At 69.8% G+C, this 14,360-nt stretch carries 14 protein-coding genes; 7 read left to right on the forward strand and 7 right to left on the reverse strand.

The features are described 5' to 3' along the window. Nucleotides 1-286: 286 nt before the first annotated feature. Nucleotides 287-1,741 (reverse strand): glycoside hydrolase family 1 protein, encoded by a 1,455-nt coding sequence (locus tag AVW09_RS13415; RefSeq protein WP_063258554.1) that lies wholly within the window; start codon nucleotides 1,739-1,741, stop codon nucleotides 287-289. Between the two features lie 147 nt (nucleotides 1,742-1,888). Between AVW09_RS13415 and purS the strand changes: the two genes are divergently transcribed. From purS to AVW09_RS13445, 6 genes are all read left to right on the forward strand, one after another. Then, entirely contained in the window at nucleotides 1,889-2,137 is a 249-nt protein-coding gene (gene purS, locus AVW09_RS13420; RefSeq protein WP_063258555.1) for a phosphoribosylformylglycinamidine synthase subunit PurS, read from the forward strand. Then, nucleotides 2,134-2,841: a phosphoribosylformylglycinamidine synthase subunit PurQ gene (purQ, locus tag AVW09_RS13425; protein ID WP_063258556.1), complete on the forward strand. Its 708-nt coding sequence runs from the start codon at nucleotides 2,134-2,136 to the stop codon at nucleotides 2,839-2,841. The genes purS and purQ overlap by 4 nt, the downstream gene beginning before the upstream one ends. 242 nt (nucleotides 2,842-3,083) lie before the next feature. Further along, nucleotides 3,084-4,526, forward strand: a complete 1,443-nt coding sequence (locus AVW09_RS13430; RefSeq protein WP_063258557.1) for a helix-turn-helix transcriptional regulator — start codon at nucleotides 3,084-3,086, stop codon at nucleotides 4,524-4,526. A gap of 22 nt (nucleotides 4,527-4,548) precedes the next feature. Next, complete coding sequence (locus AVW09_RS13435; protein WP_063258558.1) at nucleotides 4,549-5,295, forward strand: GntR family transcriptional regulator; 747 nt, start codon at nucleotides 4,549-4,551, stop codon at nucleotides 5,293-5,295. 63 nt (nucleotides 5,296-5,358) lie between these two features. Further along, nucleotides 5,359-5,847 (forward strand): ureidoglycolate lyase, encoded by a 489-nt coding sequence (locus AVW09_RS13440; RefSeq protein ID WP_063258559.1) that lies wholly within the window; start codon nucleotides 5,359-5,361, stop codon nucleotides 5,845-5,847. Further along, nucleotides 5,844-7,298 (forward strand): FAD-dependent oxidoreductase, encoded by a 1,455-nt coding sequence (locus tag AVW09_RS13445; RefSeq protein ID WP_063258560.1) that lies wholly within the window; start codon nucleotides 5,844-5,846, stop codon nucleotides 7,296-7,298. Before AVW09_RS13440 ends, AVW09_RS13445 begins: the two co-directional genes overlap by 4 nt. 21 nt (nucleotides 7,299-7,319) lie before the next feature. Here the strand turns inward: AVW09_RS13445 and AVW09_RS13450 are convergent, their stop codons facing one another. Together AVW09_RS13450 and AVW09_RS13455 are read right to left on the reverse strand one after the other, a co-directional pair. Beyond that, nucleotides 7,320-7,829 (reverse strand): GNAT family N-acetyltransferase, encoded by a 510-nt coding sequence (locus AVW09_RS13450; protein ID WP_063258561.1) that lies wholly within the window; start codon nucleotides 7,827-7,829, stop codon nucleotides 7,320-7,322. After that, on the reverse strand, nucleotides 7,822-8,103 hold the full coding sequence (locus AVW09_RS13455; protein ID WP_063258562.1) for a type II toxin-antitoxin system TacA family antitoxin: 282 nt from the start codon (nucleotides 8,101-8,103) through the stop codon (nucleotides 7,822-7,824). Before AVW09_RS13455 ends, AVW09_RS13450 begins: the two co-directional genes overlap by 8 nt. A gap of 77 nt (nucleotides 8,104-8,180) precedes the next feature. Between AVW09_RS13455 and AVW09_RS13460 the strand changes: the two genes are divergently transcribed. Next, nucleotides 8,181-9,104, forward strand: a complete 924-nt coding sequence (locus AVW09_RS13460; protein ID WP_063258563.1) for a 2-hydroxyacid dehydrogenase — start codon at nucleotides 8,181-8,183, stop codon at nucleotides 9,102-9,104. 7 nt (nucleotides 9,105-9,111) lie between these two features. On the opposite strand, the gene AVW09_RS13465 is transcribed toward AVW09_RS13460, so the two are convergent. The 4 genes from AVW09_RS13465 to mmsA all read right to left on the reverse strand — a co-directional run bounded on the left by AVW09_RS13465 (nucleotide 9,112) and on the right by mmsA (nucleotide 14,274). Next, nucleotides 9,112-9,966, reverse strand: coding sequence for a lytic transglycosylase domain-containing protein (locus tag AVW09_RS13465; RefSeq protein ID WP_063258564.1), 855 nt, complete (start codon nucleotides 9,964-9,966; stop codon nucleotides 9,112-9,114). Nucleotides 9,967-10,216: 250 nt separating this feature from the next. Further along, on the reverse strand, nucleotides 10,217-11,428 hold the full coding sequence (locus tag AVW09_RS13470) for an ROK family protein (RefSeq protein ID WP_063258565.1): 1,212 nt from the start codon (nucleotides 11,426-11,428) through the stop codon (nucleotides 10,217-10,219). A gap of 90 nt (nucleotides 11,429-11,518) precedes the next feature. After that, entirely contained in the window at nucleotides 11,519-12,739 is a 1,221-nt protein-coding gene (gene mmsB / locus AVW09_RS13475) for a multiple monosaccharide ABC transporter permease (protein ID WP_063258566.1), read from the reverse strand. A gap of 5 nt (nucleotides 12,740-12,744) precedes the next feature. Next, nucleotides 12,745-14,274, reverse strand: coding sequence for a multiple monosaccharide ABC transporter ATP-binding protein (mmsA, locus tag AVW09_RS13480; RefSeq protein ID WP_063258567.1), 1,530 nt, complete (start codon nucleotides 14,272-14,274; stop codon nucleotides 12,745-12,747). Between the last annotated feature and the right edge of the window lie 86 nt (nucleotides 14,275-14,360).

Raw genomic sequence — 14,360 nt, forward strand, 5'->3', positions numbered from 1 at the left:
ACGCCGCCGGCACATACACACTCACCACCTACCAGCGAACTTTCTGCTGACCCGATATCGAGGAGAGCTGCAACGCCTCGCAGACACGCAGCTCTCCTCGATCCCCGTCCGCGTGCGAGCCGAGAAGTTCGAAAGCTGCTGGAGCGCCGTGACAACGGGCCTGTCCCATGCCGGTTTCGGGGGGGGTGGGGACTCAGCCGAAGAGGCCACCCTGCAACCACTTCCGTGAACCTCGGTCTCGGCGCGCGGGCGCACCCCTATTGCGGAACGCGGCCCCGCCTCCGCACTACCTCACTGGCTCAACAGCCAGCGCCCGCTCCGCAATCACCCGCGCGTACGCCAGCCCGGAGTCCTTCACGGACCGCACCTGCGTCGCGTAGTCGACGTGCACGATGCCGAAGCGCTTGTCGTAGCCCCAGGCCCACTCGAAGTTGTCCAGCAGCGACCAGTAGAAGTACCCCCGCACGTCGACCCCCCGGTCGATGGCATCCAGGACGGCGGCGAGATGTGCCTCCACGAACTCCACCCGCTCGGTGTCGTGGACGCGCGTCTCGCCGTCCTCCGTCACCGGGACGTCGTCGTAGGCGGCTCCGTTCTCGGTGATGTACAGCGCGACACCGGGCTCGGCGGTGTACTCGGTGCTCACGCGCTCGAGCAGGCCTGTCAACGCCTCGGGCTGCACCTCCCAGCCCATCGTCGTGCGGGGGAGGCCCCGTTCGTGCCAGAACAAGTTCTCGTGCGCCGGGAACGGCGACGCGATCGGACGCACCGTCGGGGCGTCGCCCCCGGGCGGGTTCACGAGGGGCGGCGTGCCGCCGACGAACTCGCCGTGGTAGTAGTTCACGCCGAGCGTGTCGATGGGGGTCGAGATGACGTCGAGGTCGCCCGGCTGCACGGCGTCCTGCCAGCGCCGCACGGCGTCGGCATCCACGTTCCGGAAGTCCTGGATGATGTCGGACGGATAGCTGCCGCGGAACACCGGGTCGAGGAACCAGCGGTTGAACTGGCCGTCGATGCGGCGCGCCGCGTCGAGGTCGGCCGAATTCGTCGGGTCGGCGGCATCCGCGACGGTCAGGTTCAGCGTGAGCCCGAGGTTGAGCGAGGCATCGCGGGCGCGCAGCTCGCGCACGGTCTGGCCGTGCCCCAGCAGCAGGTGGTGCGCGGCGAGCATGCCCTCGGCCTGCGAGTAGTGGCCGGGGGCGTGGGCACCCGCGGTGTAGCTGAGGAACGACGAGCACCACGGCTCGTTGAGCGTCGTCCACACGTTCACCCGGTCGCCGAGCGCATCGTGCATGTCGAGCGCGTACTCGGTGAAGAGGTCGCTCGTCTCGCGGACGGTCCACCCGCCGCGATCCTGCAGGGCCTGCGGGAGATCCCAGTGGTACAGGGTCAGCCACGGGAGGATGCCGGCATCCAGGAGCTCATCGACGAGCCTCTTGTAGAAGTCGACGCCTTTCGCGTTGATCGCGCCGCCGTCGGGCCGCACGCGCGACCACGAGGTCGAGAAACGGTAGGTCTGCAGGCCGAGGCCCTTCATGACCTGCACGTCGTCGGCGTACCGGTGGTAGTGGTCGCACGCGACATCGCCGTTGTCGGCGTTGATCACCGCGTCGGGGACCCGGCTGAAAGCGTCCCAGATCGAGGCTGTGCGCCCGTCCTCGAACGCGGCTCCCTCGATCTGGTACGCGGCGGTCGCCGCTCCGAAAAGGAAGCCCTTGGGAAAGGCTCGGGTGTGGGACATGGCTCGGGTTCCTTCCGCGGGCGCGCGTGTCACTCCTTGACGGTACGCCCGCCCGATATTACGGGAGCGCTCCCACTTGCGGACCATCGCGATGTCGACGGCGCCCGTAGAATGGCACCCATTGCCCTTCCGACACCTGGAGCTGGAATGCCCACCATCGTCGTCGACGTCATGCCCAAGGCCGAGCTTCTCGACCCCCAGGGAAAGGCCGTCGCCGGCGCCCTGTCGCGACTGGGCGAGACCCGCTTCTCGGACGTGCGGATCGGCAAGCGCTTCGAGCTCACCGTCGAGGGCGAGGTCGACGAGGCCACGCTCGTCCGCGCCCGTGAACTCGCCGACGAAATGCTCTCGAACGCCGTGATCGAGGACGTCGTGAACATCGAGGTCGTCGAGTGACGACGCGCATCGGGGTCATCACCTTCCCGGGGTCGCTGGACGACCGCGACGCGCAGCGTGCGATCCGTCTCGCGGGCGCCGAGCCCGTCGCGCTGTGGCACGGCGAGCACGACCTGCGCGGAGTCGATGCCCTCGTCCTCCCCGGCGGCTTCAGCTACGGCGATTACCTGCGCGCCGGCGCGATCGCCGCGTTCGCACCGATCATGGCCGAGGTGAAGGATGCCGCGGCCAAGGGCATGCCGATCCTCGGCATCTGCAACGGCTTCCAGATGCTCGTCGAGGCGCACCTGCTGCCCGGCGGCCTGATCCGCAACGCTCACCAGCAGTTCATCCGCCGCGACCAGCGCCTGCGCGTCGAGAACGCCTCTACGGCGTGGACGAGCGCGTTCGACGAGGGCGACGAGATCGTCATCCCCCTGAAGAACGCCGACGGCGGATACATCGCGGATGCCGAGACGCTGGCCCGCGTGAACGGTGAGGGCCTCGTCGCGTTCCGGTACCTCGGCGTGAACCCGAACGGCTCACTCGACGACATCGCGGGGCTCACCAACGAGCGCGGCAACGTCGTCGGACTCATGCCGCACCCGGAGCACGCCGTCGAGCCGGGCTTCGGCCCCGGCACGTCAGCCGCGATGCGCTCCGGCGTCGATGGCCTGGGCTTTTTCACCTCGGCGATCTCCGCCGTGGTTTCCGCGGCCGCGTAGGACTGCTCCTCCACACCCGCCCACAGGCGACGGCTGCCCCCATTCCGAGGTAACGGCGCAGACGAAAGCTGCACGTTTGTCATATCCTCGTGAGTGGAATCGTTCCCCGGGGGTAGGCGGTTCCAGCGGCCGCTCGCGAACCCGAAACCGCGTCCGACCGCCCGTCCTGGGTGTCTGTCAATCCACGACGCGATCGCCGCGCACACCTGCGGTGCGGACTTCGCGCGTTCGGCGGAGGTCACATGAGCGATTCCACTGGTTCCATCGAGCCGAGCGCGCTGCTTCGCGCGGCGGCCGCCCACACCGCCCTCCGACTCGAGCCCGGGCGCGGGCAACCGCTCCCGCGCCACCTGTCCGTCCTCGCTGAAGCCGAGCCCGGACCCGCACCTCTGGTGTGGACGGACACGCGGGCGATGCTGCTCTCCGCGATGCTCGCGGCGCGTGCCCGCAATGACGCGCTCGGGGACGGGCTCGAATTCGTGTTGCGGTACTTCGACAACAACCGCCTCACCCGCCCCGCGGCGCTCTCCGGCCCCGCACGTTCCGGGCTGTTCGCCAGCGTCGCGGAGTATTGCGCGACGATCGGCTGGCCGCAGATCGGGGCGCTGTACGCCTCGGAGGCGCTCGTGTTCGCCGAGACCCCGGCTCAGCGATACCGCGCCCTCAGCATGCAGGCTTTGAACCTGGCGTTCAACGCGGAGTACCCCGCGGCCGCCGCTGCGGTGACCGAGGCGCGAAGCCTCTTCGCCGAACAGGGGTGGCAGATCGAGGACACGTCACAGGGTCTTCTCCTCGGCGAGGCACTGATTGCCGTCAGCCGCGTCGACTCGGCGCGGATGCGGTCGGTGGCCGACGAGATCGGCAGCGCGCAGCCGGATGACCCCTATTGGCATTTCAGCGCGGACACGATCCGCGTCGTTGCGACGTTCTTCGATCGCGACGTGACCCAGGGCATCGCCAAGAGCCGTGAGCTCCTTTACGGCTCGGCCCGTGCGCGCAGCTATCGCGTCATGCGTGAACTCTTGCTCGGCCTCTACGCCGACATGCTCATCACTCACGGCGAGTACGACGAAGCCCTCGCCGTACTGTCCAATGCGGTGACTCACCCCGGGCATGCGATCTGCTTCCCGATGCAGCGGGCTTCCGCGCTGCTTCAGATGGGGCGGGAGCGGGAGGTGATCGAAACCACCAACGCCTGCGTGGCGCTGCATGACGAACACTGTCTCCGCACCCTGACGCCCCTTCTGACCCGACGTGCCGTCGCCTTCCTGCGGCTCGGAAGCGAGAGGCGCGCGGTGCAGAGCATGGAGTCGGCCATCCTGCTCATCCAGCGCACCGGAGGTTCGGCCACGCCGTTCTTCATGATCCCCCTCGGTGACACCGACCGCCTGCTCGACCTCGTCGCCAACGACAACCCCGACCTCGCTCCGGTCGCGACGGCAATCCGGCAGATGCTGCCGGCGATCGCCGCGCGCGCGAACACCCCCGATGCACTGGCGGCGCTGACCGCCACGGAACGCGAGCTCGCCTACCTGCTGACCTCCAGCCTGGGCCTCCCGGAGATCGCCCGCGCCCGCAACGTCTCGCTGAACACCGTGAAGTCACAGGTGCGATCCATCTACAGCAAGCTGGGGGTCTCGAGCCGGGAGGATGCCGTCGCTCTGCTGAAGAGCTCGGAGGAGTGACCGGCCCGGGTACCGTGTTCTCGTGACTCCGCGCGGTGCGACAGGTGCGACCGACCAGGATGCCGTCATCGACCGCATCCTCGCCCTCTGGAGCGGCGATCTCGAGACGCTCCCGTCCGAGCCGCGGCTCGCCGAGCTGACGGGGGCGTCTCGCGCGTCGGTCCGCGAAGCGCTCGTCCGGCTCGAGGAGCGCGGGTACGTGCACCGCACGCAGGGCACGCGCACGACCCCGAACCGCCGACTCCCCGACGTCGGCCGCCGCATCGACGAGCAGTTCGACCACTCCCTCTCGATCCGTGGCGCCGGGTACGAGCCGCAGCTCGAGGTCGTGGCATCCGGTGTCCGCGTGCTCCAGGGCGGAGACCCCGCACGCTTCGACGACCTGCCCGACGGGACGCGGGTCTTCCGCACCGTGAAGGTGTGGCGGGTCGACGGGGTGCCCTACGCCCTCGCGGAGGATCTTGTCCCGCTCGTTCGCGAGCTCGACCTCGACCCGGAGCGCCCCGTCTTCGACCTGGCCGAGGCGGCCAATGGCATCCGGGTCGCGTGGGAGACGCTGTGGGTCGACGCGGTGAGCCTGGATGCCGAGCGCGCGGGGCTGCTCGACGCGGTGCCGGGGATCCCGGTGGTCGAGATGACCTACTGCGGGTACGGGACGGGCGACGCCGTGGGGTATTGGTCGCGCGAGGTGCAGGTGTCGGCGCCGGCGGGACTGCGCAATGCGCTCATCCGGCGGGTCCGCCACGATCGAGGCGTTTCGGGGGCGTAACGAGGTCGTGAACGTGTCCGACAAGCAGGTCTTCAACTTGTCTGACAGGTGTACGGTCGGAATATGACCGAGACGCTCCCCGCCCACTCGCTGACCGCCGCGACGGTCACGGCTGAGAACTTCGCCCCATTCGGCGTCATCCTGACGCCCATGGCCGACGGCACCCCCTTCACGTCGGAAGAGGCCGTGCTCGACGTCTCCGGTGGCATCCCGCGCTTCTATCTCATGTCGCTCGACGACAAGAAGCCCGAGTTCGTCCGGGTCACGCGGCACCTCGAGACGACCCAGACGCTCATGGCCGTCGGCGACGTCGAGTGGACGATCGCCGTCGCGCCCGCGGGCATCGACGAGCCGACGCTCGAAGACCTGCGCGCGTTCCGCATCCCGCCGCGCACCGCGATCACGATGCTGAAGGGCACGTGGCATGCGGGACCGTTCTTCGCCGAGCCGAGCATGGACTTCGTGAATCTCGAACTCGACGACACGAACGTCACCGACCATCACAACTTCCGGCTCGACGACGCCTACGGCGTGCGCGTCGTCGTCGAGTGAGCGCGCTCACTCCGCTCGCCGACGCGGGCGCCCGCCTGGCCGCCCTCGAACGCGAGGCCGCACACCAGGAGGCGCTGAGCGCCGGAGACGGACGGGCGTGGGTCGGCGAGCGCGACGGCGAGCACCCGGTCGTGATCGTCGGCGGCGGACAGGCCGGGCTCGTGCTCGCCCGCGGCCTCCGCCGCCGCGGGATCGAGGACGTCGTCGTGCTCGACGCCGCCCCGGTCGACGCCACCGGGCCCTGGACCACCTACGCTCGCATGCACACGCTGCGCACCCCGAAGGACATCGCGTGGCCGACATGGGGCGTGCCGGCGGTGAGTCCGCGCGCGTGGTTCGAGGCCGTGTACGGCGAAGCGGCCTGGGACGACATCGCCTTCTTCCCGACCGTCGCGTGGCAGGGCTTCCTGCAGTGGTACCGCACGGTCGCCGGCATCGAGGTCGTCGGTTCCACCGCGGTCACGTCGATCACCCCGCCGGACGCCGATGGCCCCCTGCGCCTGCACCTCGAGGGCCCCGACGGCTCCTGGGTGCTGCTCGCTCGGCACGTCGTCCTCGCCACCGGCATCGAGGGCGCGGGTGGGCGGCACGTCCCCGCGCTGCTCGACGGACTCCCCGCGGACCGCGTGCACCACACCCACGACGCGATCGACTTCGCCGCCCTCGCCGGCAAGCGCATCGGCATCCTGGGCGCCGGCACGGGCGCGTTCGACAACGCCGCCACCGCTCTCGAGCACGGGGCGGCCTCGGTGGACGTGCACATGCGGCGGCCCGCGATGCCGCAGGTCAGCCCCTACCGGTGGATGGAATTCTCGGGCCTCATCGAGAACTACGGCTCACTCACCGACGCACAGAAGTGGACGTTCAACGTGCACCTCTCGGCCGTCGACCAGCCCGCGACCCAGAACGCGATCTGGCGCGCGCACGCCTTCGACGGCTTCCGTTTCCTGACGTCGTCGCCGTGGCTGTCCGTCGAGTGGGACGGCACCGACATCGTCGTGACGACGCCGCATGGCATCCATCGGTACGACGTCGTCATCGCCGCGACCGGGATCGTCGCGGATCTCTCCCGCCGCCCGGAGCTGTCGACGGTGGCTCCGGATGCCACGCTCTGGAGCGACCGTCTCACCCCGGCGCAGATTGCGGAGAACCCCGGGCTCGCCGCGTTCCCGTACCTCGACGACGACTTCGGCCTCGTCAGCCGGAGTGCGGCGGCGGGGTCGGCGCTGTCGCGCATCCACATGTTCAACCATGGCGCGCGGATCAGCCAGGGCATGCTCAGCCACCAGATCCCGGGACTCGTCGGTGGCGCGACGAAGCTCGCCGCGGCGCTGTCGCGGCGGCTGTTCACCCGTGACGCCGAGGCGCTCATGGCGGAGTACCTCGCGTACGACGTCCCTGTCGGCGTGCACATCGGGCGGCGGCCCGTGCCCGCGGACGTGACGGGGTGAGTCGGCGGGCCGCTGCGAGCGTCAGAACTCGCCGAGTGTTGCGCGCGCGTCCTTGGTCAGCAGGTAGAGAGTGCGGCTCTGCCCGGGGAACCGCGTGAAGCCGAACTTCTCGTAGAACGGCACCACGTTCTCGCCGAGGGCGTGGACGAGAATCGCACGGATGCCGATGGTCTCGGCGGCCTCGAGCGCCCTCAGCGTCGCATGCTGCAGGAGCGAGAAGCCCAGGCCCATCCCATGGAACTCCTGGTCGATCGCGAGTCGGCCCAACAAGACCACCGGAACGCTCGACGGCATCCGTGCGGTGAGCTCCGCGGGACCGTCCTCGCGTTCGAGCGAACTGGAGGAGAGGCAGTAGTACCCCGCGACCCGCTGCTCGCCCCGCGTCACCGACACGCTCGTCCGAGAGGCGCCGGTCTTCTCGTTGCTCCGTGCGCGCGTGCGGAGCCAGACGTCGAGCACCTCTTCACCCGACCGGAACTCCGAAAGCTTGTCCCCCGCCGCGATGGGCCGAGGGGTCAGGAACTCAGTCACCGTCGACGAAGACGCTCGTCCGCGTGAGGAGGTTTCGGAGGCCATCGACGGACCGGGCCGGGCGGTCCATCACCGATTGGAAGGCGTCGAAGGCGTCGGCATCCACACGCAGCCGACGATCCTGCTGGATGACTTCCTGCGCGCGTTCGGTGAGGACCTCGGTGGAGAACGCGGTGACCGTCCGCCCGGAGATCGCGGCGGCGCTCTCGATCGCCTCCTTCTGCGCGGCGGTGACACGAAGCTCGATCCGTGCGTCCTTCGGGGATGTGCCCATGCGGAAAGTGTACGGCACTTTTCCGTACAGATCTCGGAGCGGCCACGCGCGCCGGACCCGCGGGTAGCGTGGGGCGGGTGACTTCCTCGCTGATCGTGTCCGTGCCCACCGCCCAGCTCCGCGACGATCTGCAGCCCCTGCCGGACGGTGTGGAGGTGCTCGTCTGGGACATGACGGATGCCGCGCCCCGCCCCCACATCGACATCGTGGTTCCGCCGTACATGTCGATGGACGGCGTCATCGCGCGGTTGGCCGAGGTGTCGACGCGGCTCGTGCAGGGCCAGTCGATCGGCTACGACAACGTCGAGGGCCGCCTGCCCGAGGGCATCGTGTTCGCCAACGCCACGAGCGTGCACGAGACCGCGACCGCCGAGCTCGCCGTCGCCCTGACGCTCGCCGCCCAGCGCGCGCTGCCCGACTTCGTCCGCGCGCAGGATCGGGCCGCGTGGAAGGGGAAGTGGACGCCGGGCCTCGCCGACGCCCGCGTCACTCTGCTCGGCTTCGGCGGTGTGGGCCGGGCCATCGCGGCGCGACTGAAGCCCTTCGAGGTCGAGCTGCGCGCGGTCGCCTCGCACGGTCGGCTGCAGGACGACGTCGAGGTCCTCCCCCTCGGCGAGCTGTACGACGTGCTCGCCGCCACCGACGTGCTGATCGTGTCGCTGCCCGGCGGTGACACGACGCAGCACCTCGTCGACGACGCCGCGCTGTCGGCCCTGCCCGACGGAGCGCTCGTGGTGAACGTCGGCCGCGGCCCCGTGATCGACACCGACGCCCTCGTCGACCACGTGCAGCGGGGGCGCATCCGTGCGGCACTGGACGTCACCGACCCCGAGCCGCTGCCCGCGGATCACCCGCTGTGGGCGCTCGAGGGCGTGCTCATCGCGCCGCACGTCGGCGGCGCCACCGGTGCCATGCGCCCTCGGATCGCGCGGCTCGTCCGCCGGCAGATCGAACACTTCCTCGCGGGCGAGGAGCCCGAGAACGTGGTGCTGCGCGGCTGACCGACGCTCAGCCGGCGGCGCGAGCGGCGTACGTGTTGGCCATGGCGGCGACGTCGTCGACGTAGCTATCGAGGTGGTTGTACGAGAAGATCGCCCGCCGCCAGCCGGACGCGCTCGTCATCTCGCCGGCCGCGCACAGGTAGCGCCCCGCGGCGAGCGCGGCGTCGTCGATCTGGTTCGGGTCGGCCACGCCGTCGCCGTTGCCGTCCGCTCCCCACCGCTGCCACGTCGCAGGGATGAACTGCAATGGGCCCACGGCGCGGTCCCAGGTGGCATCCCCGTCCCACTTCCCGCCGTCGCTATCCGCGATGGCGGCGCTGGCCGTGCCGTCGAGGGGGATGCCGCGGATCGCGGGCTGAGGGTAGCCGGCGTCGTCGAGGTGACCGCCCGAGTGGGTGCCGTGTGCCGACTCGATGGCCCCGATCCCGGCGAGGGTGTTCCAGCCCAGCCCGCACGAGGGCTGCTCGGCCTTGACGGTCAGCGCGGCCGACGCGTAGGCGCGGAGGGCGCGTTCCGGGATGCCGGTGACCGCGGCGGTCCGCGCGCTCCAGGTCGCGTCGGCGGTGACGAGCTGCACCGTGGACGGAACGTCCGCCGGGGCAGGATCGGCGACCGGGGTATCGGTGCTCTCGGTGCCGGTGACGGCCGTGGTATCCGGGGTCACCGTCGCCGGAATCGCCGCGGCAACCGGGTCGGCGGCCGCCGCCGGGGCGTAGGCGCTGACGCGGTCCTCGAGCGGGCGCTCCTGCCCGCTGATCTGCGCCGACACCACCAGCACGGCCGCGATGCCGACGAACAGCGCGGCGATGACAGCGGCGAACAACGAAGACCACGAACGACCGCGGCCGGCGTCGAGATCCACGCGGGCCCTCCCCTGGCATCCGCCCGGGTAGCGAACGCCGCCGCGAGAGTAGTCCCGCGAGGCGACGCCTCGGTGAACGGCCGCTTTCAATCCGGGGCGGCTCCCCCGGTCGAGTGTCCAAGACACGCGGACCGGGCGGTGCAGCGTCCGCGTGTCTTGGACACTCGACGTCTGTCGGCAGCGCGGAGGGGGAAACCCCCGGGCGTCAGCCGCGGGCCGCGGGCGCAGCGCCGGGGCGCACCCCGAGGCGTCAGCCCCGGAAACCTGCAGGATTCGCGAGGAGGTCCGCGAACGCCAGCTCGGCGGGGCCGATGAGCATCAGGCGCGACCGCAGGTGCGCGCGCTCCAGGCGGATCGTGCGGCCCTCGGCGCCGAGCGGGTGCACGCGCACGGCCTCGGCGAGGCGCTCGCGACTCACCGACAGAAGGGCGCCCAGGTAACCGGACAGCACCACGGTCTCGGGGCTGAACGCGTTGACGAAGTTCGTGAGGGCGAGCGAGAGCACCTCGACCTGGCGCGTCACCTCGGCCAGCACCCGCGGATCGCGGGCCACGCCGAGCTCGACGTCGAGCTCGTCCTCGTCGAGCTTCCGGCGTCCGAGCAGCGGCTCCAGGAGATCGAGCCGGACCTCGGCCTCGAGGCATCCATGCCGTCCGCACACGCAGGCGCGTCCCCGCGGGTCGATCACGGTGTGCCCGAGTTCGCCGGCGTAACCGGAGGTCCCGCGCAGCAGGGTGCCGTCGATGATGAGACCGCCGCCGATGCTGTGCATCGCGCCGCCGAGGTACAGCAGGTTCGAGACGCCGACGCCGACGCCGAACCGCGACTCGGCCAGCGCACCGATGCTCGCGTCGTTTCCGGCGGAGACGGGGATGCCGAGCTCGTCGCTCAGACGCGCGGCCACCGGATCGCGCCGCCACCCGAGGGTCGGCGACACGAGCACCGAGCCGTTGGCGTTCACGAGTCCAGGGACCGCGAGCCCCGCGCCGACGACGCGGTAGTGCCGGTCGATGTCGGCGCGCATCGCCTCGACGGACGACGCGACGATCTGCACGAAGCGGCGGGGCGACGGCGCGGTCGCCGTGTCGTGGCGGAGCCGCGCGTGCACGACGCCGCCGAGTCCGACGAGGGCCACGGTCACGGCGTGCGGTTCGGCGCGGACGCTCAGCGCGGCGACGTGGTCCTCGGGCTCGATGTCGAGCGTGGGCCGACCGACCTTGCCGGTGCGCTCACCGGCCGCGACCTCGCGGACCAGTCCCAGTTCGGTCAGCTCCATCACCAGACCCGTGACCGTCGAGCGGTTGAGGCCGATGGTGGCTCCGAGCTGCGCACGTGAGAGCGCTCCCCGCAGGTGCAGCAACGACAGTACGGACGCGAGGTTCTGCTGACGGATCAGGTCGTTCGTCGTACGACCTGCGGGTGGTGCGAGCGGCGTCGCGGGCTCGAACACGGCAGGGGTCATGAGGGGAGCACCTCCACCATTGTCGCATCGCCCGAGTCCCGGTTACGGCCGGTGTGGGGAGCGTGACGCGAGGCCGCGCTCCCCACCCGATCAGACACCGCCGTTGCGTCGCTTGTTGAAGATGTCGAACGCGACGGCCAGCAGCAGCACGATGCCCTTGATCGCCATCTGCCAGGCCGCGTCGACGCTGAGGATGGAGAGGCCCATGTTGAGCACACCCATCACCAGACCACCGACGACCGCGCCGACGACGGTACCGATACCACCCTGGACGGCGGCGCCACCGATGAACACCGCCGCGATGGCATCCAGTTCGTAGTTCTGACCAGCGGATGCCACGGCGCCACCGGCGCGCGCAGTGCTGACCACCGCGGCGAGGCCGGCGAGCACACCCATGTTCACGAAGATGAAGAAGTTGACCCACTTCGTCTTCACACCGCTCATCACGGCGGCGAACAGGTTGCCACCCATCGCGTAGATGTGACGGCCGAACGTCGTGCGGTTCAGCACGAACGTGTAGGCCAGCACGAGCACGGCGAGGATGATGAGCACGATGGGCGTGCCGTTGTAGGCGGCGATCGTGAACGCCACGGCCATGATCGCCACGACGGCGATGGCGTTCTTCAGCCAGAACGACCACGCGACCTCGCGAGGCAGCTCGAGGCGACGCAGCGTCGCGCGGGTGCGCAGCTGCTGCACGATGAGCAGGACGCACGCGATCGCGCCGAGCACGAGGGTCAGGCTGTCCCAGTTGCCGACGTATCCGAGTGCGGGCGGCAGCCACCCGGCGCCGATCGCCGTGAAGCCGTCGGGCAGGCCGCTGATCGTGCCGCCCGTGAGGAGGACGAGCGTCAGACCGCGGAAGAGGAGCATGCCCGCGAGGGTCACGATGAACGCGGGGATGCCGACGAACGCGACCCAGAATCCCTGCCACGCGCCGACGACGGCGCCGACGACGAGCGAGAGGAGTACGGCGATGTACCAGGGCAGACCCCATTGGTTCATCGCGATCGCCGCGATCGCGCCGACCATGGCGACCACCGACCCGACCGACAGGTCGATGTGGCCGGCGATGATGACCATGACCATGCCGATCGCGAGGATCAGCACGTAGGCGTTCTGCTGGATGAGGTTGTTGACGTTGCCCGGCATCAGCAGGCGCCCGCCGGTGAGCACCTGGAACAGCACGATGATGATGATCAGCGCGGCGAGGATGCCGAACTGCCGGAAGTTGATGCGCGCGAGCAGACCGCGGCGGCGGGGCCCGGGCTGCGTCGGCGCTTCGACCGTCTGAGTGGATGCGGTGGCCATTGCTGTCAGTTCCTTCCGGCGGTCATGTGCCGCATGAGCGTCTCCTGGGTGGCATCCGCTCGGCTGACCTCGGCCGTGATGCGTCCCTCGGAGATGGTGTAGATGCGGTCGGAGAGGCCGATGACCTCGGGCAGCTCCGACGAGATGACGATGACGGCCTTCCCCTGGGCCGCGAGTTCGTTGATGATTCCGTAGATCTCGTACTTCGCCCCGACGTCGATGCCGCGGGTCGGCTCGTCGAGGATCAGCACGTCGGGTCCGGTGAACATCCACTTCGACAGGACGACCTTCTGCTGGTTCCCGCCGGAGAGACGTCCGGTGATCGCGGCGACGCTGGGCGCCTTGATGTTCATCTTGTAGCGGTACGAATCGGCGACCTTGTACTCGCGGTACCGGTCGACGACGCCGAGGCGCGCGAGACGGGCGAGGGCGGATGCCGAGACGTTGACCTGGATGTCGCCGATGAGGTTGAGACCGTACTTCTTGCGGTCCTCGGTGGCGTACGCGATGCCGTTCTTGATCGCGGCATCCACGGTCCGCACGTCGATCTGCTCGCCGCTCTTGTAGACCTCGCCGGAGATCCCGGTGCCGTACATGCGCCCGAAGATGCTCATCGCGAGCTCGGTGCGGCCGGCACCCATGAGGCCGGCGAAGCCGACGATCTCTCCCGCGCGCACCATGAAGGACGCGTCATCGATGACCACGCGCTCGGTGTCGACGGGGTGGTGGACGGTCCAGTGCTCGACGCGGAACAGCTCCTCGCCGATGTCGGGCTCGCGCGGGGGGAAGAGGCTGTTGAGGTCGCGGCCGACCATCGCCCGGATGATGCGGCCCTCGTCGGTGTCGGGGTCGTCGCGCAGCATCGTCTCGATGGTCCGGCCGTCGCGGATGATCGTGATGCGGTCGGCGATGCGCAGCACCTCCTTCAGCTTGTGGCTGATGATGATGCAGGTGATCCCCTGGTCGCGCAGCTGGTCGATGAGGTCGAGCAGGTGCGCGGAGTCGTCGTCGTTGAGGGCGGCGGTGGGCTCGTCGAGGATGAGGAGCTTGACCTCCTTGGCCAGCGCCTTCGCGATCTCGACGAGCTGCTGCTTGCCGACACCGAGTTCGTAGATCTTGGTCGCCGGGTTCTCGCGGAGCCCCACGCGCTTGAGCAGTTCGGCGGCGGCGGTGTTGGTGGCGTTCCAGTCGATCACACCGCGCTTGGACTTCTCGTTGCCGAGGAAGATGTTCTCGGCGATCGAGAGGTAGGGGCTGAGCGCCAGCTCCTGGTGGATGATGACGATGCCGGCGGCCTCGCTGTCGTTGATCGTGCGGAACGCGACCGGCTCCCCCTCGAGGGTGATCGTGCCGTCGAAGCTGCCGGCGGGGTAGACACCGCTCAGCACCTTCATCAGCGTCGACTTCCCCGCACCGTTCTCGCCGCAGATCGCGTGCACCTCTCCGCGGTACACGTCGATCGAGACGTCGGCGAGGGCCGGGATGCCGTTGAACGACTTGGAGATCCCCGACATGCGCAGGATCGGTTCGGTCATGGTGTCTCCCTCCGTCGCCGCTCGGGCGACAGGTAGCTGCGTCGCCCGTGGGCGACAGAGAGAGCGGCGGGGCGGGCGAACCCGCC

Origin of the sequence: Microbacterium sp. T32 (assembly GCF_001619615.1) — a bacterium.
Taxonomy (GTDB): domain Bacteria; phylum Actinomycetota; class Actinomycetes; order Actinomycetales; family Microbacteriaceae; genus Microbacterium.